Source organism: Roseomonas sp. AR75 (assembly GCF_005222815.1).
In the GTDB taxonomy this organism is placed as follows: Bacteria; Pseudomonadota; Alphaproteobacteria; order Acetobacterales; family Acetobacteraceae; genus Falsiroseomonas.
On sequence record NZ_STGB01000005.1, the window covers coordinates 693,812 to 716,850 of the forward strand.

20 protein-coding genes are annotated in these 23,039 nt (G+C 69.7%); 11 read left to right on the plus strand and 9 right to left on the minus strand.

The window, feature by feature from the left end; translation table 11 throughout:
* Nucleotides 1-18 precede the first annotated feature (18 nt).
* The 3 genes from dnaG to E4T13_RS22740 are packed head-to-tail and all read right to left on the minus strand — an operon-like array spanning nucleotide 19 to nucleotide 2,886.
* Nucleotides 19-1,788, minus strand: a complete 1,770-nt coding sequence (gene dnaG, locus E4T13_RS22730) for a DNA primase (RefSeq protein ID WP_137180623.1) — start codon at nucleotides 1,786-1,788, stop codon at nucleotides 19-21.
* A 25-nt stretch (nucleotides 1,789-1,813) separates the two neighbouring features.
* Complete coding sequence (locus E4T13_RS22735; RefSeq protein ID WP_137180624.1) at nucleotides 1,814-2,413, minus strand: Uma2 family endonuclease; 600 nt, start codon at nucleotides 2,411-2,413, stop codon at nucleotides 1,814-1,816.
* 11 nt (nucleotides 2,414-2,424) lie between these two features.
* On the minus strand, nucleotides 2,425-2,886 hold the full coding sequence (locus tag E4T13_RS22740; RefSeq protein WP_137180625.1) for a GatB/YqeY domain-containing protein: 462 nt from the start codon (nucleotides 2,884-2,886) through the stop codon (nucleotides 2,425-2,427).
* A 150-nt stretch (nucleotides 2,887-3,036) separates the two neighbouring features.
* Between E4T13_RS22740 and carA the strand changes: the two genes are divergently transcribed.
* The 8 genes from carA (at nucleotide 3,037) to E4T13_RS22780 (ending at nucleotide 11,844) form a co-directional block, all read left to right on the plus strand.
* Complete coding sequence (gene carA / locus E4T13_RS22745; RefSeq protein WP_137180626.1) at nucleotides 3,037-4,410, plus strand: glutamine-hydrolyzing carbamoyl-phosphate synthase small subunit; 1,374 nt, start codon at nucleotides 3,037-3,039, stop codon at nucleotides 4,408-4,410.
* A gap of 1 nt (nucleotide 4,411) precedes the next feature.
* Nucleotides 4,412-5,167 carry an SDR family NAD(P)-dependent oxidoreductase gene (locus E4T13_RS22750; protein ID WP_137180627.1) on the plus strand — a complete coding sequence of 252 codons (756 nt, stop codon included), beginning with the start codon at nucleotides 4,412-4,414 and terminating at the stop codon, nucleotides 5,165-5,167.
* A gap of 3 nt (nucleotides 5,168-5,170) precedes the next feature.
* Nucleotides 5,171-5,806, plus strand: coding sequence for a LysE family translocator (locus E4T13_RS22755; RefSeq protein ID WP_137180628.1), 636 nt, complete (start codon nucleotides 5,171-5,173; stop codon nucleotides 5,804-5,806).
* Between the two features lies 1 nt (nucleotide 5,807).
* Nucleotides 5,808-6,449 carry a LysE family translocator gene (locus E4T13_RS22760; protein WP_137180629.1) on the plus strand — a complete coding sequence of 214 codons (642 nt, stop codon included), beginning with the start codon at nucleotides 5,808-5,810 and terminating at the stop codon, nucleotides 6,447-6,449.
* Nucleotides 6,446-6,712: a hypothetical protein gene (locus E4T13_RS22765; protein WP_137180630.1), complete on the plus strand. Its 267-nt coding sequence runs from the start codon at nucleotides 6,446-6,448 to the stop codon at nucleotides 6,710-6,712. Before E4T13_RS22760 ends, E4T13_RS22765 begins: the two co-directional genes overlap by 4 nt.
* Before the next feature lie 56 nt (nucleotides 6,713-6,768).
* A complete protein-coding gene (gene carB / locus E4T13_RS22770; RefSeq protein ID WP_137180631.1) occupies nucleotides 6,769-10,005 on the plus strand; it encodes a carbamoyl-phosphate synthase large subunit in 3,237 nt (1,078 codons plus the stop codon).
* 108 nt (nucleotides 10,006-10,113) lie between these two features.
* Nucleotides 10,114-10,587, plus strand: a complete 474-nt coding sequence (gene greA, locus E4T13_RS22775; RefSeq protein WP_137180632.1) for a transcription elongation factor GreA — start codon at nucleotides 10,114-10,116, stop codon at nucleotides 10,585-10,587.
* A gap of 6 nt (nucleotides 10,588-10,593) precedes the next feature.
* Entirely contained in the window at nucleotides 10,594-11,844 is a 1,251-nt protein-coding gene (locus E4T13_RS22780) for a threonine ammonia-lyase (RefSeq protein ID WP_408906397.1), read from the plus strand.
* A gap of 100 nt (nucleotides 11,845-11,944) precedes the next feature.
* Here E4T13_RS22780 and E4T13_RS22785 read toward each other — a convergent pair whose 3' ends face one another.
* Genes E4T13_RS22785 through E4T13_RS22795 form a run of 3 tightly spaced genes read right to left on the minus strand, consistent with a single transcriptional unit; the run spans nucleotide 11,945 to nucleotide 15,359 of the window.
* A complete protein-coding gene (locus E4T13_RS22785; RefSeq protein WP_137180633.1) occupies nucleotides 11,945-13,450 on the minus strand; it encodes an HWE histidine kinase domain-containing protein in 1,506 nt (501 codons plus the stop codon).
* Nucleotides 13,451-13,509: 59 nt separating this feature from the next.
* The gene (locus E4T13_RS22790) at nucleotides 13,510-14,835 is read right to left on the minus strand and encodes a hypothetical protein (protein WP_137180634.1); all 1,326 of its coding nucleotides are present in this window, start codon (nucleotides 14,833-14,835) and stop codon (nucleotides 13,510-13,512) included.
* 29 nt (nucleotides 14,836-14,864) lie between these two features.
* Nucleotides 14,865-15,359: an Lrp/AsnC family transcriptional regulator gene (locus E4T13_RS22795; protein ID WP_137180635.1), complete on the minus strand. Its 495-nt coding sequence runs from the start codon at nucleotides 15,357-15,359 to the stop codon at nucleotides 14,865-14,867.
* A gap of 147 nt (nucleotides 15,360-15,506) precedes the next feature.
* On the opposite strand from E4T13_RS22795, the gene trxB reads away from it, so the two are divergent.
* Both trxB and E4T13_RS22805 read left to right on the plus strand, forming a co-directional pair.
* Entirely contained in the window at nucleotides 15,507-16,517 is a 1,011-nt protein-coding gene (trxB, locus tag E4T13_RS22800; RefSeq protein ID WP_408906398.1) for a thioredoxin-disulfide reductase, read from the plus strand.
* 166 nt (nucleotides 16,518-16,683) lie between these two features.
* Nucleotides 16,684-17,589 (plus strand): LysR family transcriptional regulator, encoded by a 906-nt coding sequence (locus E4T13_RS22805; RefSeq protein WP_170985167.1) that lies wholly within the window; start codon nucleotides 16,684-16,686, stop codon nucleotides 17,587-17,589.
* A 373-nt stretch (nucleotides 17,590-17,962) separates the two neighbouring features.
* Here the strand turns inward: E4T13_RS22805 and ccmB are convergent, their stop codons facing one another.
* Nucleotides 17,963-18,622: a heme exporter protein CcmB gene (gene ccmB, locus E4T13_RS22810; RefSeq protein WP_137180637.1), complete on the minus strand. Its 660-nt coding sequence runs from the start codon at nucleotides 18,620-18,622 to the stop codon at nucleotides 17,963-17,965.
* Nucleotides 18,619-19,209 (minus strand): heme ABC exporter ATP-binding protein CcmA, encoded by a 591-nt coding sequence (gene ccmA, locus E4T13_RS22815; RefSeq protein WP_137180638.1) that lies wholly within the window; start codon nucleotides 19,207-19,209, stop codon nucleotides 18,619-18,621. Before ccmA ends, ccmB begins: the two co-directional genes overlap by 4 nt.
* A gap of 185 nt (nucleotides 19,210-19,394) precedes the next feature.
* Between ccmA and acnA the strand changes: the two genes are divergently transcribed.
* Nucleotides 19,395-22,103 (plus strand): aconitate hydratase AcnA, encoded by a 2,709-nt coding sequence (gene acnA, locus E4T13_RS22820; RefSeq protein WP_137180639.1) that lies wholly within the window; start codon nucleotides 19,395-19,397, stop codon nucleotides 22,101-22,103.
* Nucleotides 22,104-22,182: 79 nt separating this feature from the next.
* On the opposite strand, the gene E4T13_RS22825 is transcribed toward acnA, so the two are convergent.
* Nucleotides 22,183-22,965, minus strand: a complete 783-nt coding sequence (locus E4T13_RS22825; protein ID WP_170985168.1) for a DUF4239 domain-containing protein — start codon at nucleotides 22,963-22,965, stop codon at nucleotides 22,183-22,185.
* Nucleotides 22,966-23,039: the final 74 nt, after the last annotated feature.

A 23,039-nucleotide genomic window follows, 5' to 3' on the forward strand; every position in this document is an offset into this window, starting at 1 on the left:
TAAGAATCCTGGCATCGCCTAGTATTCATGAGCATCGTGGATCGCCTGCCGCAAACTCACAATAAGCGCCTGTATACGCGCAGCACGCTCTGGGTCACGCTCTTTACCGAATTGGATGACCTTCTCCCTAATCATCTCTTGGATAGCACCAACAGAATTTAATTCACACATATGCTTCCAAATTTCATGCGGCGTCGCCAAATCTCTCCCGTATTTTTTATCTAAACCCGGATACCGCTGATACTCATAGCGGAGAACCTCAACAAGCTTGTCGCTTTCACGACCCTTAATTGCTTCCATCAGGTCTAATGCGTTCGGATTATTGTGGACAGCCCACCAATCCTGAACAACTCCCCTTATGATCGAATGGTCTTCCAGCATGTCTAGATTAGCGAATTCTTCTTCGTATTCGTTCAGAATTTCCGGGTGATCGACAACCAGTCTCAGCAATACGGCGCTCCTAAAATATCGCGCGCTGTTCTCGTTGAGGAGTGGTCTGACACTATAATAGGCTTTTTTTGGCCGCCCCTTTGTCCGATAGACATCAAAAAATTTGCGTCTCAATTCAGCGCGGATCTCGCTCCTGGTGGCGGCATCGGTGATTTTACCGCAGCTATCGTCGATCAGCTTCAGAAGCTTGGCTCGTCCAAAGGTGGAATCGTCGCTTATCGCGTCACGCAGAAAGCGGAAGATCGCCGTATCGAACGGCTCCGCTGCGGAAAGGATCCTTTCAAACCCTGCACGGCCGCTGCGTCCGATCAACGAGTCAGGGTCTTCGCCAGTTGGCAGCAACGCAAATCGCAAGCTGCGCTCGGTGCTCAGCAGCGGCAGCGCCGCCTCCGCCGCCCGCGCCGCGGCACGGGCGCCGGCGGCGTCGCCGTCGAAGCAGAGCACGGGCTCGGGCGTCAGGCGCCAGAGTTCCTCCATCTGCTCCTCGGTCAGCGCGGTGCCGAGCGGCGCGACGGCGGCGGCGAAGCCGGCCTGGTGCAGCGCGATGACGTCCATGTAGCCCTCGACCGCCACCACGATGCCGCCGCGGAAGGCGCCTTCGCGGGCGAGATCGAGGCCGTAGAGGCTGCGGCGCTTCTGGAAGAGCGGCGTCTCCGGCCCATTGACGTATTTCGGCACGCCGTCGCCGAGGATGCGGCCGCCGAAGCTGATGATGCGACCGCGCCGGTCACGGATCGGGAACATCACACGGTTGAAGAAGAGTTCGGTCGGCGGCCCGTCCTCCCGCTCCCGCAGCAGGCCGGCTTCGAGAAGTTGTTCGGGCGTGATGCCCTCGCCCTTCAGGTCCGCGATCAGCGTGCCGCGCCCGGCGCCGGACCAGCCCAGGCCGAATTTCTCGAGCGTTTCCTCCGTCAGGCCACGGCGCTTGAGATAGGCAAGTCCTTCGGCGCCCTCGGGCAGGCGCAGGCGGCGGCGGAAGGCGGCTTCGGCGGCCTCCATGACGCCGTGCAGGTCGCGCGCGCGCTTTTCCCGCGCCGCCGCCTCCGGCGTGGGCTTCGGCACATCGAGCCCGGCCTCGGCGGCCAGGCGCTCGATGGCTTCGGGGAAGCTGGCACCCTCGGCGCGCATGACGAAGGTGATGGCGTCGCCATGCGCGCCGCAGCCGAAGCAGTGGAAGTGATCGTCATAGACGTAGAAGGAGGGCGTCTTCTCGCCATGGAAGGGGCAGCAGCCCTTCCAGTTGCGGCCGGAGCGCGCCAGCCGCGTCTTCCGCCCGATCAGCGGCGCGAGCGGGGTGCGGAGCCGGAGCTCGTCCAGGAATTGCGGCGGCAGGGCCATGGGCGCGGCCCCTCAGCCCCGCATGTCAGGCGAGGATGTCGGCGACGGCCAGGCGCAGGCCGGGGAGCAGGGCGGGTTCCAGCATCTCGCCCGGCTTCGCCTCGCACGCCCTGGCGTAGCCGAGTTGCGTCGGCTCGCGATGCACCAGCACGACGCGCGCCTCCAGATCCACGACCCAGTATTCGGGGATGCCGTGGCGCGCGTAGAGGCCGGCCTTCACGCCGACGTCGTAGCGCAGGGAGGATCCCGCCACCTCGATCAGCAGGAATACGTCCTCCGCCTGGGGCGGCGTGGTCTTGTAGTTGGGCGAGGATGGCCGGATCACCGCGATGTCGGGTTCCGGCTCGGTGTAGTCGCTGAGCCGCAGCGGGTTCTGCACGGAGACGAGCGCGCGGTCCCCCGCGCCGAGCACGATCATGCGGTTCAAGGCGTTGATGCTGTTGATATGGGGGACGCCCGCGGGCGACATCGCGATCAGCTCCCCGTCGATCAGCTCGACCTTGTCCTCCCGGCGCAGGATGCCGGCCTCGCCCATGCGCAGGTATTCGTGCACGTCGATGCGGCGCCGCGGCACCCAATGGGGCAGCGGGTCGTCCTTGGCGGAATGGATGGCGGGCCGATCCATGGCGCCCGATCCTACCCGCCGAGCTTCGCCTTCACCAGCGGATTGGCCTTCGCCATGTCCAGCGCGCCGCCATGCTTGCGCAGCACGCCCATGACCTTGCCCATGTCCTTCACGCTGGTGGCGCCGGTCTCCGCGATCGCCGCGTCCACCGCGGCGGCGATGGCAGCCTCGTCCATCTGCTGCGGCAGGAAACCCTCGATCACGGCGATCTCGGCTTCCTCCTTCGCGGCCAGCTCCTCGCGGCCGCCCTGGCGGTAGAGATCCACGCTCTCGCGGCGGGATTTCTGCATGGAGCGGAGCATGGCGACGATCTGCTCCTCCGGCACCTTGTCCACGCCGGAGGGACGGGCGGCGATGTCCACATCCTTCAGCTTGGCCAGGATCATCCGCATGGTGGAGGTCTTCGCGGCGTCCTTGGCCAGCATCGACTCCTTCAGGGCGGCATTGAAGCGCGTGCGCAGGTCGTCGGCCATGTCTGTCTCTCCTATGCCTGCCCTCTACTCCCTCCCCCGTTCACGGGGGAGGGCCGGGGTGGGGGCCGCACGGCCCTTCCAACTCGGGAATTTTCTTCCCAATCGGCCCTCCTGCTGGACATGGGAAAAAACTTCCCACATATCGAGGCCATGCGCACCGTCGAGGACATCGTCGCCCTGCTGGGCGGCCCGGAGACCACCGCGACCCGCCTGGGCATCGGCACCGAAGCCCTGCGCAAGTGGCGCCAGGCGCGTGCCATACCGGCCAAGCACTGGCCGGCGGTGATTGCCGCCACCGGCCTCGCCCTCGATGACCTGCCCCGCAAGAGCCCCGCGGAGACCGCCGTGACCGATACGACCGATGCCGACACAGCCATCCCTGAGGGCGCGACAGCCGCGCTGGTGCTGGCAGACGGGTCCGTCTTCTGGGGCCGCGGCTTCGGCGCGCATGGCACGAGCGTCGCCGAGATCTGCTTCAACACCTCGATGACCGGCTACCAGGAGGTGCTGACCGACCCCTCCTACGCCGGCCAGACCATCTGCTTCACCTTCCCCCATATCGGCAATGTCGGCGCCAATCCCGAGGATATCGAGGCGGTCACGCCCGTCGCGCGAGGCCTGATCGTCAAGCAGGACGTGACCGAGCCTTCCAACTGGCGGGCGACTCGGCACCTGGACGACTGGCTGAAGTCGCATGGCGTGCCGGGGATCGCCGGCGTGGACACCCGCGCGCTGACCGCCCGCATCCGCGACGGCGGCGCCCCCAATGGCGTGCTGGCCTTCCCCGTCGATGGGCGATTCGACATCCCTGGCCTGGTGGCGCAGGCGCGGGACTGGCCGGGGCTGGAGGGGATGGATTTGGCGAAGGTGGTCTCCACCCGCCAGACCTATGCCTGGGACGAGACCACCTGGGAGATCGGCCAGGGCTACGGCACGCAGGCGTCTCCGCGCTTCAAGGTGGTGGCGGTGGATTACGGCGCGAAGCGCAACATCCTGCGCTGCCTGGCCTCGGCCGGCTGCGCCGTGACGGTGGTGCCGGCGACCGCCACCACGGAGGAGATTCTGGCGCATAAGCCGGATGGCGTTTTTCTCTCGAATGGGCCCGGCGATCCGGCGGCGACGGGGGAATACGCGGTGCCCGCGATCCGGGGCGTGCTGGCGGCGGGCGTGCCGACCTTCGGCATCTGCCTGGGTCACCAGTTGCTGGCGTTGGCGCTGGGTGCGCGCACCTACAAGCTCGACCGCGGCCATCGCGGCGGCAACCAGCCGGTGAAGGATTTGCGGACGGGCAAGGTGGAGATCACCAGCCAGAACCACGGCTTCGCGGTGGACGAGGCGACGCTGCCGGAGGGCGTGGAGGTGACGCATCGCAGCCTGTTCGACGGCACGAACGAGGGCATCGCCAGCACGAAGCATCCGGCGTTTTCTGTGCAGTACCATCCGGAAGCCTCGCCGGGGCCCAGCGACAGCCATTACCTGTTCCATCGTTTCGTCGGGCTGATCGAGCAGCGGCAGGCGCGCTGAGATGGCGCTGTTCGACCTCTCAGGCCGCGTCGCGCTCGTCACCGGCGGCAATGGCGGCATCGGGCTCGGCATGGCGAAGGGGCTCGCATCCTGCGGCGCGCGCGTCGTCGTCACCGGGCGCGACGCGGCGAAGAACGATGCGGCCGTCGCGGAACTCGGCGGCGAGGCCTTCGCGCTGGCCGCCGACCTGCGCGACCCGGATGCGCCGGCGAGGCTGGTGGCCGAGGTGCTGGCGCAGGCGGGGCGGCTCGGCATCCTCGTCAACAATGCCGGGATGAACATCCGCAAGCGGCCGGAGCTGATCACCGACGAGGACTGGGCCACCGTCCTCGACACCAACCTGACCAGCGCGATGCGGCTGACGCGCGCCGCCTATCCCGCGCTGAAGGCGTCCGGGCATGGCCGCGTGATCAATGTCGGCTCGATCCTGTCGCTGTTCGGCGTGCCCTTCTCGCCCGCCTATGGCGCGAGCAAGGGCGCGATCGTGCAGTACACCCGCAGCCTCGCCACCGCCTGGGCGACCGAGGGCATCACCGCCAATGCCGTGCTGCCCGGCTGGATCGACACCGACCTGACGCGGCGCGGCCGCAGCGAGGTTCCGACGCTGCATGACAGCGTGCTCGGGCGCACGCCGATGAAGCGCTGGGGCGTGCCGCAGGATCTCGCGGGCATCGCGGCCTTCCTCGCCTCCGACGCCGCCGCCTTCGTCACCGGCACGGCCATCCCGGTGGATGGCGGCTTCTCGATCATCGGCTGAGCCATGCCGGCGACGGACACGCTGCTGGTCTTCGCCGCGCTGTCGCTCGGCCTGGCGGTCACGCCGGGGCCGAACATGCTGTACCTCGTCTCGCGTTCCCTCGCGCAGGGCGTGGGCGCGGGGATGATTTCCCTCGTCGGCTGCCAGGCGGGGTCGCTGTTCATCATGCTCTGCGCGGCGGCCGGCATCACCGCGGCGCTGCTGGCCATCCCCTATGCCTGGGACGTGCTGCGCATCGGCGGCGCGATCTACCTGCTGTATCTCGCCTGGCAATGCGTGCGGCCGGGCGGGCAGCCGATCTTCGCGCCGCGCCGGCTGCCGCAGGAACCGGCGGCGCGGCTGTTCGGCGTGGGCTTCGCCACCGCGGCGCTGAACCCGAAGGTCGCGCTGTTCTACATGGCGGTGCTGCCGCCCTTCCTCGATCCCGATCGCGGCAGCCTGTTCCTGCAGGCGGCGGTGCTCGGCGCGCTGCAGATCGCGATCTGCGCCGCCTGGGATGCGGTGCTGGTGTTCGGCGCGGCGGGCACGGCACGCTTCCTGTCCACCAAGCCGATTTGGATGGCGGTGCAGCGTTGGGTGCTGGGTGCGGCGCTCGGGCTGCTCGCCGTGAAGCTCGCCACTGAGAGCGGTCGGGGCTGACATGCCGGAGTGGCACACCTTCGTCGTGCTGACGGGCATCGGCCTCGCGCTGGCGGCGACGCCGGGCGCGAACATGGCCTATCTGATGTCGCGCAGCATGGCGCAGGGGCACGATGCCGGCTTTATCTCGCTGGCCGGCACCAATGCGGGGCTGTTCCTGGTGATGCTGCTGTCGGTGCTGGGCCTGGCCAGCATCCTGACGGCGATGCCGCATCTGTGGGAGGCGGTGCGCCTGATCGGCGCGACGGGGCTGCTTTGGCTGGCCTGGGGCTACCTGAAGCCGGGCGGCGGACACACGCTGTTCCGGCACGACCCGGCGATGCCGCATGACACGCCGGCGCGGCTGTTCGGGCTGGGCTTCGCGACCTCCGCGCTCAACCCGAAGGTCGCTGCGTTCTTCATCGCGGGGCTGCCGCATTTCATCGATCCGGCGAAGGGATCGCCGGTGACGCAGGGCCTGGTGCTCGGCGTGTATTATGTCGCGCTCAACACGCTCTGCGACGCGGTCATCGTGCTGGGGGCGGAGCGCTTCGCGGGGCTGCTGCGGCGCCGGCCGGAACTTGCGGCGGTGCAGCAGCGCGCCGTCGGCGTGGCAATGGCCATGGTGGCCGCGGCGCTGATCGTGGATGCGATGCGCGAATGAACCTGCCTGTCCTCGGCCTCTTCGCACTCGGCTATTCCGGCCTGGTGCTGTTCATGCTGGCGCAGGCGCTGCGCAAGCTCTACCCGCCGATGCGCGCGGCCTGGACGGCCTTCGGCATCTCCGCGGTCGTGCATGGCGCGACGCCCTTCATGCTGGCGGATTCCGAACGCTGGCTGCCGCTGACCCTGTTCTGGCTGGTGCCGCATCTGCTGTGGCTGCCGGTGCTGCTGTGGACGGCGCGGCGGCAGGAGCGCGGATCGTGAGCCTTTCCGCACCGCCTTCCTCCCCGACCAAGACCTTGCCGAAGGGCTGACCCGAGATGCCGAAGCGCACCGACATCACCTCCATCCTCATCATCGGCGCCGGCCCGATCGTCATCGGCCAGGCCTGCGAATTCGACTATTCCGGCGCGCAGGCCTGCAAGGCGCTGCGCGCCGAGGGCTATCGCGTGATCCTGGTGAACTCGAACCCCGCCACGATCATGACGGACCCCGGGCTGGCCGATGCGACCTATATCGAGCCGATCACGCCGGAGATGGTCGAGAAGATCATCGCCAAGGAGCGGCCGGATGCGCTGCTGCCGACGATGGGCGGCCAGACCGCGCTGAACACCGCGCTGAAGCTGGCGGAAGCGGGCGTGCTCGCGAAATACGGCTGCGAGCTGATCGGCGCGAAGGCGGAGGTGATCGACAAGGCGGAGGACCGGCTGAAGTTCCGCGACGCCATGTCGAAGATCGGCATCGAGAGTCCGCGCAGCGCCATCGCGCATTCCATGGTGGAAGCGCATGCGGCGCTGGAGCAGGTCGGCCTGCCCTGCGTGATCCGGCCCTCCTTCACGCTGGGCGGCACCGGCGGCGGCATCGCCTACAACCGCGAGGAGTTCGAGCAGATCGTCTCGGCGGGCCTCGCAGCCTCGATGACCACGGAAGTGCTGGTGGAGGAATCCGTCCTCGGCTGGAAGGAGTTCGAGATGGAGGTGGTCCGCGACAAGGCGGACAACTGCATCATCATCTGCTCCATCGAGAACCTCGATCCGATGGGCGTGCACACCGGCGATTCCGTCACCATCGCGCCGGCGCTGACGCTGACCGACAAGGAATACCAGCGCATGCGCGATGCCTCCATCGCCTGCCTGCGCGAGATCGGCGTGGACACCGGCGGGTCGAACGTGCAGTTCGGCATCAACCCCGCCGATGGCCGCATGGTCATCATCGAGATGAACCCGCGCGTGTCGCGGTCCTCCGCGCTGGCGTCGAAGGCGACCGGATTCCCGATCGCCAAGGTCGCGGCGAAGCTGGCAGTGGGCTACACGCTGGATGAACTCGCCAACGACATCACCAAGGTCACGCCCGCGAGCTTCGAGCCGACCATCGACTACGTCGTCGTCAAGATTCCCCGGTTTACGTTCGAAAAATTCCCAGGCACGCCGGCGACGCTGACGACCAGCATGAAGTCGGTCGGCGAGACCATGGCGATCGGCCGCAGCTTCGCGGAGGCGTTGCAGAAGGGGCTGCGCGGGCTGGAGACGGGCCTCTCGGGCCTCGATGACCTCGACATCACCGACCACACCACGCTGCGCACCGCGCTGGCGACGCCGACGCCGGATCGCGCGCTGGTGGTGGCGGAGGCGCTGCGCGCGCGCATGAGCGTCGAGGAGATCCACGCGGCGTCGAAATTCGACCCGTGGTTCATCCGCGAGATCGAGCGCATCGTGGAGGCGGAGCGGCATGTCATCGTGCACGGCCTGCCGAAGACCGCGAATGCCTTCCGCGCGCTGAAGGCGCTGGGCTTCTCCGACCGTCGCCTGGCGAAGCTGGCACTGACGACGGAAGCGAAGGTCGCCGCGGCGCGGCAGGCGCTGGGCGTCACGCCAGTGTTCAAGCGCATCGACACCTGCGCCGCCGAGTTCGCCTCCGACACGCCCTACATGTACTCGACCTATGAGGGCGGCTTCGGCACGCCCGTCTGCGAATCACGTCCGACCGACCGGAACAAGATAATCATCCTGGGCGGCGGGCCGAACCGGATCGGGCAGGGCATCGAGTTCGACTATTGCTGCGTCCACGCCGCCTATGCGCTGCGCGAGGCCGGCTTCGAGACCATCATGGTCAACTGCAACCCGGAGACGGTGAGCACCGACTACGACACCTCCGACCGCCTGTATTTCGAGCCGCTGACCGCGGAGGACGTGATCGCGCTGGTCCGCAAGGAGCAGGAGAACGGCGAGGTGCTCGGCTGCATCGTGCAGTATGGCGGGCAGACGCCGCTCAAGCTCTCCCAGGCGCTGCACAAGGCGGGCATCCCGATCCTCGGCACGTCGAGCGACAGCATCGACATCGCAGAGGATCGCGAGCGCTTCCAGCAGCTTCTGAAGGGGCTCGGCCTGAAGCAGCCGGCGAACGGCACCGCGCGCGACCTGGACGAGGCGGAGCGCGTCGCGGAGCGCATCGGCTATCCCGTGGTGGTGCGGCCTTCCTATGTGCTCGGCGGACGCGCGATGGAGATCTGCCACAACCGCGAGCAGCTTCGTCGTTTCGGCGCCGTCGCCGTGCAGGTCTCCGGCGAGAACCCGATCCTTGTCGACAAGTATCTGGTGGACGCCATCGAGGTGGATGTGGACTGCATCGCCGACGAGGCCGGCGAGGTCTATGTCGCCGGCGTGATGGAGCATATCGAGGAAGCCGGCATCCATTCCGGCGACAGCGCCTGCTCCCTGCCGCCCTATTCGCTCGCGCCTGCGCTGGTGACGGAGTTGAAGGCCGAGACCGAGGCGATGGCCAAGGCGCTGAAGGTCAAAGGTTTGATGAACGTGCAATACGCCGTGAAGGACGGCGAGGTGTACGTGCTGGAGGTCAACCCCCGGGCGTCCCGCACCGTGCCCTTCGTCGCCAAGGCGACCGGCGTGCCTGTGGCGAAGATCGGCGCGCGGGTGATGGCCGGCGCGTCGCTCCGCGAGTTCGACCTGGACGATGCCGCGATCTCCCCGCATGTCGCGGTGAAGGAGGCGGTGTTCCCCTTCAACCGCTTCCCTGGCGTGGACGTGTTGCTGGGGCCGGAGATGAAGTCCACCGGCGAGGTGATGGGCCTCGACAGCAGCTTCGAGCGGGCCTTCCTGAAGTCCCAGCTCGGCGCCGGCGTAAAGCTGCCGGAAGCCGGCACGGCCTTCATCTCGGTCAAGGATTCCGACAAGGGCGCGGCGGTGACGCTGGCGCGGCGGCTGCTGGAGATGGGTTTCCGGGTCAGCGCCACCCGCGGCACGGCGGCCCGGCTGAAGGAGGCCGGCATCGAGGCCGCGGTGGTCAACAAGGTGCTGGAAGGCCGGCCGCACTGCGTGGACGCCATCAAGTCCGACGCCATCCAACTCGTGATCAACACCACCAGCGGGGGGCAATCGGTGTCCGACAGTTTCGACATTCGCCGCAGCGCCCTGACGCATGGCGTTCCGCACTACACGACGATGTCCGGCGCCCGGGCGGCGGTGCATGCCATCGCGGCGCTGAAGGGCGGAACCCTTGATGTGGCACCCCTTCAGGCCTATTTTGGGCGATCATTCTGAGCGGGCGGCGGAAGGGTACCCCCCCTCCGCCGCCCTCTCTGCTTTCTTGCCAAGCCGGATCGAGCCTGTTGGGGTCGGCCCGGTGGTCGTCTGAAGGAAGGACGTGACGTGCAGAAGTTCCCGATGACCGCGGAGGGCCTCAATCGCCTCCAGGAGGAGCTCCGTGTGCTCAAGGCCGAGGAGCGGCCGGCGGTCATTCGTGCCATCGCCGAGGCGCGCGCGCATGGCGACCTCTCGGAGAACGCGGAGTATCACGCGGCGCGCGAGCGCCAGTCCTTCATCGAGGGCCGCATCACCGAGCTCGAGAGCATCATCCCCTCGGTCGAGGTGATCGACACCTCCAAGCTGTCGGGCGACCAGGTGCGCTTCGGCGCGCATGTCACCGTGGTGGACGAGGAGACGGAGGACGAGAAGACCTACCGGATCGTCGGCCAGTACGAGGCGGACATGAAGGCTGGCACCATCTCGCTGTCCTCGCCGCTGGCGAAGGCGCTGATGGGCAAGAAGGTCGGCGACAGCGTGGAAGTGCCGGCGCCGGGTGGTTCCAAGGTTTACGAAATCGCGGGCGTACGGTTCGGCTAGGTCGCCATGTCCCCGATGCGCGGCGACGCCGCTGCACTCGACGCGCCGCCGGCGGCGCATGTCACCCTCGCTGATATCCGCGCCGCCGCGGCGCGCATCCAGGGCGCGGTGCTGCGCACGCCGACCATCCGCTGCGAAACGCTCTCCCGCGTCACCGGCGCCTCGGTCTTCCTCAAGCTCGACAATCTGCAGGCCACCGGCGCCTTCAAGGAACGCGGCGCGGCGAACCGGATCGCGCTGCTCTCGGCGCGCGAGCGGGAGGCGGGTGTCATCGCGATGTCCGCTGGCAACCACGCACAGGCCGTCGCGCGCCATGCCTCGCTCGCCGGCATCCGCGCCACCATCGTCATGCCGCGATACACGCCGGCCACGAAGGTCACGCGCACCGAAGGCTGGGGCGCCCGCGTCGTGCTGCACGGGGAGACGCTCGCCGAGGCCGCGGCCCATGCGCTCGATCTCTCGCTGCGCGAGGGGCTGTTCTTCATCCATCCCTATGACGATCCCGGCGTGATCGCCGGCCAGGGCACCGCCGCGCTCGAGATGCTGGAGGATGCGCCGGAGATCGACAGGCTCGCCGTGCCGGTCGGCGGTGGCGGCCTGCTGGCGGGATGCGCGACGGCGGCGCATGAGATGAAGCCCGGCGCGACCGTGTTCGGCGTGGAGGTCGAGGCCTATTCCGCCATGGCGCAGCGCCTGGCCGGCAAGCCGGTGCAGGTCGGCGGGCCGACGGTGGCCGAAGGCATCGCCGTGCGCGACGTCGGCGAGCTGCCCTTCGCGCTGATCAAGCGCCTCGGGCTCGAGGTGCTGGTCGTGCCGGAGCGCGCGGTGGAGGAAGCGATCGCGCTGCTGGCGGAGGGTGCGAAGGTGGTGGCGGAAGGCGCCGGCGCCGCCGGCCTTGCCGCCGTGCTCGCCTTCCCCGAGCGCTTCGCCGGCAAGGCGGTCGGCATCCCCGTCTGCGGCGGCAACATCGATGCGCGTGCGCTGTCCAACGTGCTGCTGCGCCAGCTGCTGCGCGACGGGCGGCTGCTGCGCCTGCATTTCGACATCCCCGACCGGCCGGGCATGCTGGCCGACATCGCCAAGCGCATCTCCGATCTCGGCGGCAACGTGATCGAGGTGCAGCACCAGCAACTGTTCGGCGCGCCGACGGTGCAGAGCACCGAGCTGCACCTGATGGTGGAGGTGCGCGACGCCGCCCAGGGCAACGCCATCATCGCCGCGCTCCGCGCCGGCAACTACGAGGTGCGGCGGGGGTGATGGCGCGCCTGCGGTGAGACGGGCGTGCGCGCCATCAAGTGATGGTTGCGCGGCCCCCACGCCGACCCTCCCCCGCATGCGGGGGAGGGAGAAGGAAAAATCAGGCGGCGCGCAGGCGATCGCCGAGCGACATCTCGATGGTGCAGGTCAGGCCATCCGGCGCGAAGTCCAGCGCCAGCGATCCGCCGAGCTGATGACGCACCGTGCCGTCCAGCACACGCCAGCCGAAGCCGCGGCGTGGCGGCGCCTCCGGCAGGGGCGGGCCGCCCTGCTCCACCCAGCGCAGGCGCAGCGCGCCGCCGGGCCCGGAGACGGTCCAGCGCACCTGCACGCGCCCATCCGGGTGCGACAGCGCGCCATGGGCCGCGGCATTGGTCGCCAATTCGTGCAGCGCCATCGCCATGGGCTGCGCGGCGCGCGCCGGCAGCGAGACCAGCGGGCCATGCAGCTCCACCCGCGGCGCCGCGCCGAGATGGGGGGACAGCTCGCCCTCCAGCAGCGCGTGCAGGTCGGCGCCCTGCCAGCGATTGGCGGCGAGCAAGGTCTGCGCCCGCGCCAGCGCCGCGATGCGGCCTTCCACCGCGGCGCGGAAGCGCACGGGGTCCTCGGCCTGGGTCAGCCGCACCACGCTCTGCACCACCGCCAGCGCGTTCTTGGCGCGATGGTCCACCTCGCGCGCCAGCAGCGCCTGGCGCTGCCGCGCCTCCACCTCCGCCGTGATGTCGAGCGAGACGCCGCTGAGGTGGCGGACCACGCTGCCCTCCCGCGTGGCGCGGCCGACCGAGCGCAGCCAGCGCACCGTGCCGTCGGGCCAGAGCGTGCGGAACTCGGCCTGGTAGGTGTCGGTCTCGCCGGCAAGGACGCGGCGCACCGCCTGGCGCACCTGAGGCCGGTCCTCGGGATGCACGGCGTCCAGCACGGCGGCGAGGTTGCGCAGGCTGCCGGCTGGCCGCCCGACCAGGCGCTCCTCCTGTCCCGGCGAGCCGGTCCAGACATCGGCGAGCGGATCCCACTCCCAGGTGCCGGCCTGCGCGGCCTCCACGGCACGGGTGAAGCGGGCCTCGCTCTCGCGCAGCGCGGATTCCGCGCGGGTCAGGGCGGCCTCGGCGGCGGCGAGCGCCTGGGCCGCGCCGCGCACGGCGCAGGCCAGGATCGCCGCGATCCGCGGCTCGCCCCCGGCGGTGGCGGCGGTTTCGCGCAGCGGGCGCAGGCTGATGACGTGGCCGGCGGCGGCGCCGGTGCCGGATGGCAGGTCCAGCGCGCCGCCGCGCCGCACCGGGTCGAAGGAGGCGGCACCCCACAGCGCCGCCGGGCCGGCGGCGGCAGGGCGACCAAGCGCCTCCGCGTGGCGCGGCCCGGCGAGCGTCGCCCAGGCGCCGTTGTGCAGGTGCAGCAGGTCCGGCCCCCACAGAAGGCAGGCCGGCATCGGCAGGGCGATGAGCGCATCCGCCAGCAGCCGCAGCCCGGGTGGCCAGGCGGCGGGCGGACCGAGCGGCGTGCCGGCCCAGCCTTCGCCATTCGGCGGGGCGGGCATGGCGGGGAAGTCGACAAGGGCGAAGGTCACGGCACCCGCAGAGAACACGCAATGGTTGTAGTATACCCGCATGGCGACACGCGCCCAGGCTCCCGGTCGCTCAATTGCCCTTGCGCGGCTCGCAGGCCGGTTCAGCGCCCGGCGGTGAGCTCGGGCGGGCGACGGGGATTGACGCGGGCCTCCCAGGGCTGCGGGCGGTATTCGGGCCGCACCCGGCAATCACCGGGGTAGCGGTCGCGCAGCGCCGCGCAGCGCGCCTGCATCGTGGCGGGCGTCGGCACCTCGCCGCGCTCGACCCAGTCTGCCAGCGCATCCAGCGCCGCCGGATAGAGCACCGGGGAGAGCTGCAGATGCGTGTCCTCGTCCACGAAGACCTGCACCAGCCGGTCTGCGGTGCCGGCGCGTTCGCGTGTCGCGCGGTAGGCGGCCTCGTTCTCGACGAAGACGGTGGCATCGCCGATGCCGTGCAGGGTCAGCACGGGGATCGCCACCGCGCCGGTCAGGTCGCCATCCGCGGCAAGCCGAGCGGCGGCCTCGGGGTCCGCATCGATGCGGGGCACGCGGGCGTTGAAGGCGGCGTCGTCGGCGGTGCCGCGGTAGCGCACCTCGGCATTGCCGAAGGGGCTCTTCCCGCCGGTCAGGTTGTGGGCGATGTCGGCGAAGATCTGCGTGGCGTACCAGAGATGGCCGGGCAGCGCCTCCTCCGGGATGCGGCTGGCGGCAACGAGGTCGGCAAGCGCCTGCCGCTGCGCGGCGCTGCGGGCCTCCGGCGCGAGATCGGCACCGGTGCAGGCGAGGTAGCGCGCCATGACGGCGTCGCGCGTGAGGCGCTGGCCATCCGGCTGGCCGATGGTGACGGGGTATTGCGGCTCATCGGGTGCCGGGTGGGTGCCGCAGGCCGCCTGGAATGCGACGCGCAGATCCACCCGCATGTCATAGGCGCGGGTCGGGCCGGCAAGCACGCCATTGGTCAGCAGCGCGGCATCCCAGGGACGACGACCATCGGGCCCCGGCTCGTTCATCACCTCGATGGCCTTGGCGGCGACCGCGGCGCCCCAGGACTGGCCCTGCAGCACGGTCAGGCGCGGCGGGCCGAGCGCCTCCACGGCCGCGCGGCGGGCATTCTCGGTGTCTTCGGCGGCGCGGGTGATGGCGAAGCCGGCCCTGCGGCGGCTGGTCGCGGCGAAGGCCCAGCCATGCCGCAGATAGGCCTGGTAGCGCAGCAGATCCTCGTCCGAGGTATGCGGGCCGGGCGCGGCCATGCGGGGGCCGCCATGGATGAAGACCAGCAGGCGGCCGTTCCAGTCGGCGGGGCGGGCGATCAGCAGATGGGCGCCGTTCTCGTCCTGGCCGCGCCAGCAGGTGACGCTGTCGGGCAGGCCGGGCGGGCAGGCTGCCGGCATCTGCCAGGCGCTGCCGCCGGGACCGACGGCCAATGCGGCGGCGCCCAGCGCCACCAGCGCCGGCAGCGCCGCCAGCAGGCCGGTCAGGCGGGCTCGGTTTCCCGCTCCACCGGCACGCCGGACAGGTCCTGCGCGGTGCGGATCGTCGGCATGGTCTGCACGCGCAGCACATGCGGCGCCTCGGTCAGGCGCGAGGTCAGCGCATTCTCGTGCTGCGTGTCCCGCGCGACGAGACGGAGCAGGAAATCGCCCCCGCCCCGGATCATGTGGCACTCCCGCACCTCCGGCCACGACGTGACCATGCGTTCGAAGGCAGTGAGCACTGCCTCCTTCTGGGTCTCAAGCCCGACCAGGGCGAAGAAGGTGATCTGCCAGCCCAGCACATGCGGGTCCAGATCCGCGTGGTAGCCGCGGATGACACCCTGTTCCTCCAGCCGGCGGACGCGGCGGAGGCAGGGTGGGGCGGAGAGGCCGACGCGGCGGGCCAGCTCCACATTCGTCATGCGGCCGTCCGCCTGGAGTTCGGCAATGATCTGCCGATCCACCGCGTCCAGGTCAGGCAGGTCGTGGCGTCGCATCGCTGGCCTCTTGTTGCATCCGCATACGTTACGGCTGGAACATAGTTCTACATTAAGATTTGGCAAGGTGAGAACCACCCGCTCCCGCGCCCTGCTGCGGGCCGAATTGGCACGGAACCGGTTGAGCAAGCGTCGATGCGGGGCGATATGGTGCGCTGCACGCACCCTGGAAGAACGACCGTGTCAGAACTCCGCCGCACCAGGCTCCTCGTCATCGGCGCCGGCCCGGCCGGCTACACCGCGGCGATCTACGCCGCGCGCGCCGGGCTGGCGCCGCTCGTCGTGGCGGGGCTGCAGCCGGGTGGCCAGCTCACCATCACCACCGAGGTGGAGAACTATCCCGGCTTTGCCCAGGCGATCCAGGGGCCCTGGCTGATGGAGCAGATGCAGGCGCAGGCCGAGCATGTCGGCGCGACGGTGGTGCAGGACATCATCACGGCGGTACGGCTCGACCGGCGGCCGTTCCGCGCGACCGGCGATTCCGGCACCGTGTATGAGGCGGAGGCGGTGGTCATCGCGACCGGCGCGCAGGCCCGCTGGCTCGGCATTCCCGGCGAGAAGGAATTGTCGGGCTTCGGCGTCTCGGCCTGCGCGACCTGCGACGGCTTCTTCTATCGCGGCAAGGATGTCGCGGTGATCGGCGGCGGCAACAGCGCGACGGAGGAGGCGCTCTATCTCTCTAACCTGGCGCGCCACGTCACCCTGGTGCATCGGCGCGGCGAGCTGCGTTCGGAGAAGATCCTGCAACAGCGCCTGTTCGCGAAGGAGAATGTCTCGGTCGTCTGGCACAGCGTGGTGGAGGCGGTGCTGGCCGACAGCAGTGGGCGGATGCCGGTGGCGCGCGCGCTGGCGCTGCGCAACGTGAACACCGGGGAGCGCAGCGAATTGCCGGTGCACGGCGTCTTCGTGGCGATCGGCCACGATCCTGCCACCTCCCTGTTCAAGGGTCAGGTCGCGATGGATGCGGATGGCTACATCCTGACGGAGCCCGGGACCACGCGCACGTCCGTACCCGGCGTGTTCGCGGCCGGGGACGTGCAGGACCGGATCTATCGCCAGGCGGTCACGGCGGCCGGCACGGGCTGCATGGCGGCGCTGGAGGCGGAGAAGTTCCTGGCGCATGCGCCGGCCGAGGCGCCCGCCGCCGCCGCGTACTAGGCCGGGTTCCGCGCATCCCGCAGGGGATGCGCGAGTTGCACTATTCAGGCGGCCACGCCTCATGGCAGCCTGACGACTCGGGAGAGGCTTTTCGGCGCGCCCTGCCCCGTTCCGGATTCGTGAACGGTCGCTGTGCAGGTCGTGCCGCCAGGGAGACGCCGCGGGCATGCCGCTGGATTGGGACAAGCTGCGCGTCTTTCACGCGGTCGCGGAGGCAGGTTCCTTCACCCATGCCGGCGAGACGCTGAACCTCAGCCAATCCGCGGTGTCGCGGCAGATCCAGGCGCTGGAGGAAGCGCTGCAGGTGCCGCTGTTCCACCGCCATGCACGCGGCCTGATCCTGACCGAGCAGGGCGAGACGCTGAACCGCGCCGTGCGCGAGGTCTTCGCCAAGCTCGCGATGACCGAAGCTCTGCTCACCGAAAGCCGGGAGAAGCCGACGGGGCGCCTGAAGGTCACCACCACCACCGGCTTCGGCAGCATCTGGCTGGCGCCGCGGCTGCACCGCTTCCTGCAACTGCATCCGGACGTGTCGCTGACGGTGCTGCTGGACGACGCCGATCTCGATCTCGCGATGCGCGAGGCGGATGTCGCGATCCGGCTGCATCCGCCGCGCCAGCCCGACCTGATCCAGCGCAACCTCGGCAGCTTCGCTTGGCGGGTCTGCGGCGCGCCCGACTACCTCAAGCGATTCGGCATGCCGCAACGCGCCGAGGACCTCGATGCGCACCGGATGATCGTCTATGGCGACTACCGCCCGCCGATCGAGAGCGTGAACTGGCTCGCGGAAGCCGGGCGGCGCCCCGGCGCGCCGCGCCGCGCGGTGCTGGAAATGAACTCGCTGCCCGGCATCCTGGAAGCCGTGCGCAGCGGGCTCGGGCTCGCGGCGCTGCCGGACTACATGGGCGAATCGCTGGACGGGCTGGTGCAGGTGCTGCCGGAGTTGAAGGCGCCGCGAATCGAAGCCTATTTCGTCTACCCGGAAGAGCTGCGCCATTCGAAGCGGGTCGCGGTGTTCCGCGACTTTCTCGTGGCCGAGCTGGCCGCCCCGGGGCGCCTCGCAGCACAATAAATCGTGAGCACCGCAGCAGCGGTGTCACGCCGCGCGGAACAGTATTGGCATGCGGTGCTTGAACCTGCGCCGGATGCCGCGTTTGCGCGACATTTCCACCCGGTCCGGCTCATTAAGGCATACGGGTGGCGAATTCGGGATGACTCATGCTTCGCACGCATGCCCGCCCGCGCGTTTTCTCCAATCGCGCATGCGGCAAAGCAGCATATTCTCATGGGCGTTCCGGCGGAGACGTCGGAGCAGGGTCATTCGGGCACTGCCCGAACCCCTTCGTCTCCCAGACGTGAAGCCTCCCTGTTTGACTTGCCCGGAAGACATCGTCTTCCGGGCGTTTCTTTTTGGGCGGCGTGATCGTCGACGTATCGCGCCGAGATCACTCCGCGCGCAGGGCTGCCCCCGCCGCGAGCGGCGCCATCGGCAGGGCGAGCGCGAGCAGGGCGCCGAGCAGCAGCAGGAAGGGCCGTGCCGCAAGCCCGGCCCCGGCGGCCTCGATCGCCGCGGCGCCGAAGATCACCGCGGGAATCGCCAGCGGCAGCACCAGCAGCGGCAGCAGCACGCCGCCGCGCCGCGCACCGAGGGTCAGCGCCGCGCCCGCCGTGCCGAACAGCGACAGGATCGCGGTGGCCAGCGCGAGCGCCAGCACCGCCACGCCCCAGGCCTCGGTCGGCAGGTTCAGCATCGCCGCGGCAACCGGCGTCGCCGCCAGCAGCGGCAGGCCGGTGGTGACCCAGTGCCCCAGCGCCTTCGCCATGGCCAGCGCCATCGGCGGCAGGCCGGAGAGCAGCAACTGCTCCAGCGACCCGTCCTCGGCCTCGGCGCCGAACAGGCGGTCGAGCGGCAGCAGCGCGGCGAGCAGCGCGGCAGCGAGCAGCGCGCCGGGGGCGATGCGCGCCAGCGTCTCCGGCGCGGGGCCGACGCCGAAGGGGAACAAGGCGCAGACCAGCACGAAGAACAGCACCGCGGCGAGCGTGTCGGCGGGGTGGCGCAGCGCGAGCTGCACCTCCCGGCGGAAGACGGCGAGGAAGGCGGTCACAGCCGGAACTCCCCGGCATCCGGCATCGGCAAGGGCAGGTGCGTCGCCGCGACGACCATGCCGCCTTCCTGCCGGTGCGCGGCGAGCAGCCCGCCCAGCCGTTCCACCGACGCGGCATCCAGCCCGACCGTCGGCTCGTCCAGCAGCCAGAGATCGGCCGGCGCCAGGGCCAGCCGCGCCAGCGCCAGGCGCCGCTTCTGCCCGGAGGACAGCACGCGGGCGGGCAGGTCACCGAGATCGGCCAGACCGAGGGATGCCAGCGCCGGCTCCACCTCCCCGCCCCAGAGCCGCGCAAAGAACAGAAGATTCTCGCGGGCGGTGAGGGACGGCTTCAGGGCGTCGGCGTGGCTGAGGTAGCGCAGGCGGCGCGCATGGGCGACGCGGTCGGCGAAGGCGTCGGCGCCGTTCCAGAGCAGCCGCCCCTCCGCCGCCGGGATCAGCCCGGCCAGCACCCGGAGCAGCGAGGATTTGCCGGCGCCATTCGCGCCCGTCAGCAGCAGGGCGCCGCCGGGCGCAAGCCGGAACGACAGGCCGGCGAAGACCGCCCGCTCGCCCCGCCAGCAGGCCAGCTCCTCCGCCTCCAGCATCCTTGCTCCCCCCGCAGCCGACCCATGCCGGCGCGCCACTGGCCTGCCCCGTGATGGTGTGGTTTAAGCCGCGTGCTGCGGGCGCGAAAGCGTCCGGGCGCTGGTTCGCGCCAGGCCGGCGGAAGGCACCCGGGATGCCGGGGCGCATCCGGCCGTGGCGCCAAACGCGACGGGGATCCCGCACCATGCGCATGATCGGGCAGGACAGCCTGAAGACGCGCCGCACGCTCAATGTCGGCGGCAAGGAATACTTCTATTTCAGCCTGCCCGAGGCGGCGAAGGCGCTTGGCGGAGACGGCGCCGACATCGCCCGCCTGCCCTACAGCCTGAAGGTCCTGCTGGAGAACGTGCTGCGCTTCGAGGATGGCCGCAGCTACACGGTGAACGACGCGAAGGCGATCGCCGAATGGGTCAAGGAAGGCCGCTCCACCAAGGAAGTGCCGTTCCGCCCCGCCCGCATCCTGCTGCAGGACTTCACCGGCGTCCCCGCCGTGGTGGACCTCGCGGCGATGCGCGACGCGCTGAACCGCCTGAACGGCGACCCGCGCAAGGTGAACCCGCTGGTGCCGGTGGACCTGGTGATCGACCATTCCGTGATGGTGGATGTCTCCGGCACCGCGGATGCGCTGAAGAAGAACGTGGACATCGAGTTCGAGCGCAACGGCGAGCGCTACGAGTTCCTGCGCTGGGGCCAGTCGGCCTTCGCCAATTTCCGCGTGGTGCCGCCCGGCACGGGCATCTGCCACCAGGTGAACCTGGAGTATCTCTCGCAGGTGGTGTGGACCAGCCAGGACGGCCCGGACACCTACGCCTTCCCCGATTCCTGCTACGGCACGGACAGCCACACCACGATGGTGAACGGCCTCGGCGTGCTGGGCTGGGGCGTCGGCGGGATCGAGGCGGAGGCCGCGATGCTCGGCCAGCCCATCGCCATGCTCATTCCCGACGTCATCGGCTTCAAGCTGCATGGCAGGCTGAAGGAAGGCGTGACGGCGACCGACCTGGTGCTGACCGTCACGCAGATGCTGCGCAAGAAGGGCGTGGTCGGGAAGTTCGTGGAGTTCTACGGGCCGGGCCTCGATGACCTGCCGCTGGCCGACCGCGCGACGATCGGCAACATGGCGCCGGAATACGGCGCGACCTGCGGCTTCTTCCCGGTGGACGCGAAGGCGATGGACTATCTGCGCCTGTCCGGCCGCGACGAACACCGTATCGCGCTGACCGAGCAGTATCTGAAGGCGCAGGGCATGTGGCGCGACAGCTCCACCCCCGACCCGGTCTTCACCGACACGCTGGAGCTGGACCTCGCGACCGTAGAGCCTTCGCTTGCCGGGCCGAAGCGGCCGCAGGACCGCGTGGCGCTCTCCGCCGTCTCCAGCGCCTTTGGCAAGGACCTGGCCGCGGGCACGATGGGCGTGCCGGGCGACCAGGCCGACCTGCGCGTGATCGTCGAGGGCGCCAATTACGACCTCGGCCATGGCGACGTGGTGATCGCGGCCATCACCAGCTGCACCAACACCTCCAACCCCTATGTGCTGGTGGCCGCCGGGCTGGTGGCGAAGAAGGCGCGCGCCAAGGGGCTGAAGCCGAAGCCCTGGGTGAAGACCTCGCTCGCGCCGGGATCGCAGGTGGTGACCGACTACCTGACGAAGTCGGGCCTGCAGGCTGATCTCGACGCGCTCGGCTTCCAGACGGTGGGCTATGGCTGCACCACCTGCATCGGCAATTCCGGCCCGCTCGCCGACCCGATCGTGGACGCGGTGGAGAACAACAAGCTGGTGGTCGCCAGCGTGCTCTCCGGCAACCGCAACTTCGAAGGCCGGGTGCACCAGAATGTCCGCGCCAACTACCTGGCCTCCCCGCCGCTGGTCGTGGCCTATGCGCTCGCTGGCACGGTGAAGCTCAACATGACGAGCGACCCGATCGGCACCGGCAGCGACGGCAAGCCCGTCTACCTCAAGGACATCTGGCCGACGCAGCAGGAGGTGAACGACACCGTCCACGCCGTGCTGACGCGCGAGATGTTCCGTTCGCGCTACGGCGACGTGTTCAAGGGCCCGGCGCAGTGGCAGGCGATCCGCGTGGATGCGGACAGCGACACCTATCGCTGGAACTCCGGCTCCACCTACGTGCAGAACCCGCCCTATTTCGAGGGCATGACGATGGATGTCGCCGACATCAAGTCGGTGCAGGGCGCGCGCGTGCTGGCGGTGCTGGCCGACAGCATCACCACCGACCACATCTCGCCCGCCGGCTCCATCCGCAAGGCGTCCCCGGCCGGCGAATACCTGCTGGAGCACCAGGTGCGGCAGGCCGACTTCAACAGCTACGGCGCCCGCCGCGGCAACCACCAGGTGATGATGCGCGGCACCTTCGCCAACAGCCGCATCCGCAACGAGATGCTGCCGGGCGTGGAAGGCGGCATGAGCAAGCACTACCCCTCCGGCGAGCAGGGCCCGATCTACGACGTTGCGATGCGCTACAAGCAGGAAGGCGTGCCGCTGGTGGTGATCGGCGGCAAGGAATACGGCACGGGCTCCTCGCGCGACTGGGCGGCGAAGGGGACGATGCTGCTCGGCGTGAAGGCGGTGATCGCGGAGAGCTTCGAGCGCATCCACCGTTCCAACCTGGTCGGCATGGGCGTGCTGCCGCTGGTGTTCAAGAATGGCGAGGACCGCAAGAGCCTCGGCATCACCGGCAACGAGCAGATCGACCTGCTCGGGCTGGAGGAGCTGAAGCCGCGGATGGACGTGAAGATGGTCATCACCCGCGCCGACGGCTCGAAGACCGAGACGACGCTGCTCTGCCGCGTCGATACGGCGGACGAGGTCGAGTACTACCGCAACGGCGGCATCCTGCACTACGTGCTGCGCGGGATGGCCAAGGCGGCCTGACCGGCCGGCCGGAACGACAGGACAGGGGGCGCGGTCCGCGAGGGCCGCGCCCTTTTCGCGTACGCCGGCCGCGGCGTGGTCACCGCCCCGCCGACCCGATCTCCCGCAGCACCGCGGCCAGATCGTCCGCGTCCACCGAGAACAGCCCCGTATAGGGCGATTCATACGCCGCCGTGACCGCGGCCGCGCTGGCGATGGCCAGCGCGAAGACGGCCATCGCCAGCCGCGCCGTCGCGGGGCGGTCGGCATGCGCCATCGCCATGCCCAGCAGCGATCCGAAGGCCAGCAGGATCAGCACCATCCAGCGGCCCTCGTCGCCGATATTGGCGGCGAGGCCGAGCCGCGTGGCACGCGCCTGCTCCAGCGCGTCGATGGCGCGGATCAGCGCATCGGCAAGGCCCGGCTCCATGCCGTGCTGTGCGCGCGCATCCCAGGCCATGGCTTCCAGCTCCCGCAGCGCCTTCTGCGCGGGCGGCGAAGCATCGGTGTTCGCGCCGCGCCCCCATTCATGCTCCACCACGGCCTTCAGGTAGTCGCGCAGCGGCGCGACACCGCTCTCCGGCACCGGATGGAAACGGACGAGGATGTGCAGGATGCGCTCCGCCGCGCCGCGTTCCGCCGCCGCGGCGCGTTGCGCGGCGGTGTCGTTCAGCCAGGCATGACCGGCATTGAAGGCGAGGAACAGCGCAAACAGGCTGGTCGTGGCGCTCAGGAACGGCGCGACGGTCGGCTTCTGCCGCACCGGCGCGAACAGCGGCGCGTGGAACACCAGCAGATAGGCAAGGGCGGCCAGCAGGAGCGCCGCGGCAAAGCTGCTCGCGACGATGACCTCGGCCTCGCTGTAGAACCAGGCATGCAACATGGCGCGTCGCATTCCCCGCCAGGGTTGCGCGACGCTAGGGCCGAACGGGCCGCAGGGGAATCCCGCCCCGCCAT

Coding starts and splice junctions, on each gene's coding strand:
- dnaG (WP_137180623.1), bottom strand. CDS start 1,788: ATGGCCCTGCCGCCGCAATTCCTGGACGAGCTCCGGCTCCGCACCCCG.
- E4T13_RS22735 (WP_137180624.1), bottom strand. CDS start 2,413: ATGGATCGGCCCGCCATCCATTCCGCCAAGGACGACCCGCTGCCCCAT.
- E4T13_RS22740 (WP_137180625.1), bottom strand. CDS start 2,886: ATGGCCGACGACCTGCGCACGCGCTTCAATGCCGCCCTGAAGGAGTCG.
- carA (WP_137180626.1), top strand. CDS start 3,037: ATGCGCACCGTCGAGGACATCGTCGCCCTGCTGGGCGGCCCGGAGACC.
- E4T13_RS22750 (WP_137180627.1), top strand. CDS start 4,412: ATGGCGCTGTTCGACCTCTCAGGCCGCGTCGCGCTCGTCACCGGCGGC.
- E4T13_RS22755 (WP_137180628.1), top strand. CDS start 5,171: ATGCCGGCGACGGACACGCTGCTGGTCTTCGCCGCGCTGTCGCTCGGC.
- E4T13_RS22760 (WP_137180629.1), top strand. CDS start 5,808: ATGCCGGAGTGGCACACCTTCGTCGTGCTGACGGGCATCGGCCTCGCG.
- E4T13_RS22765 (WP_137180630.1), top strand. CDS start 6,446: ATGAACCTGCCTGTCCTCGGCCTCTTCGCACTCGGCTATTCCGGCCTG.
- carB (WP_137180631.1), top strand. CDS start 6,769: ATGCCGAAGCGCACCGACATCACCTCCATCCTCATCATCGGCGCCGGC.
- E4T13_RS22780 (WP_408906397.1), top strand. CDS start 10,594: ATGTCCCCGATGCGCGGCGACGCCGCTGCACTCGACGCGCCGCCGGCG.
- E4T13_RS22785 (WP_137180633.1), bottom strand. CDS start 13,450: ATGCGGGTATACTACAACCATTGCGTGTTCTCTGCGGGTGCCGTGACC.
- E4T13_RS22795 (WP_137180635.1), bottom strand. CDS start 15,359: ATGCGACGCCACGACCTGCCTGACCTGGACGCGGTGGATCGGCAGATC.
- trxB (WP_408906398.1), top strand. CDS start 15,507: ATGGTGCGCTGCACGCACCCTGGAAGAACGACCGTGTCAGAACTCCGC.
- E4T13_RS22805 (WP_170985167.1), top strand. CDS start 16,684: ATGCCGCTGGATTGGGACAAGCTGCGCGTCTTTCACGCGGTCGCGGAG.
- ccmA (WP_137180638.1), bottom strand. CDS start 19,209: ATGCTGGAGGCGGAGGAGCTGGCCTGCTGGCGGGGCGAGCGGGCGGTC.
- acnA (WP_137180639.1), top strand. CDS start 19,395: ATGCGCATGATCGGGCAGGACAGCCTGAAGACGCGCCGCACGCTCAAT.
- E4T13_RS22825 (WP_170985168.1), bottom strand. CDS start 22,965: ATGTTGCATGCCTGGTTCTACAGCGAGGCCGAGGTCATCGTCGCGAGC.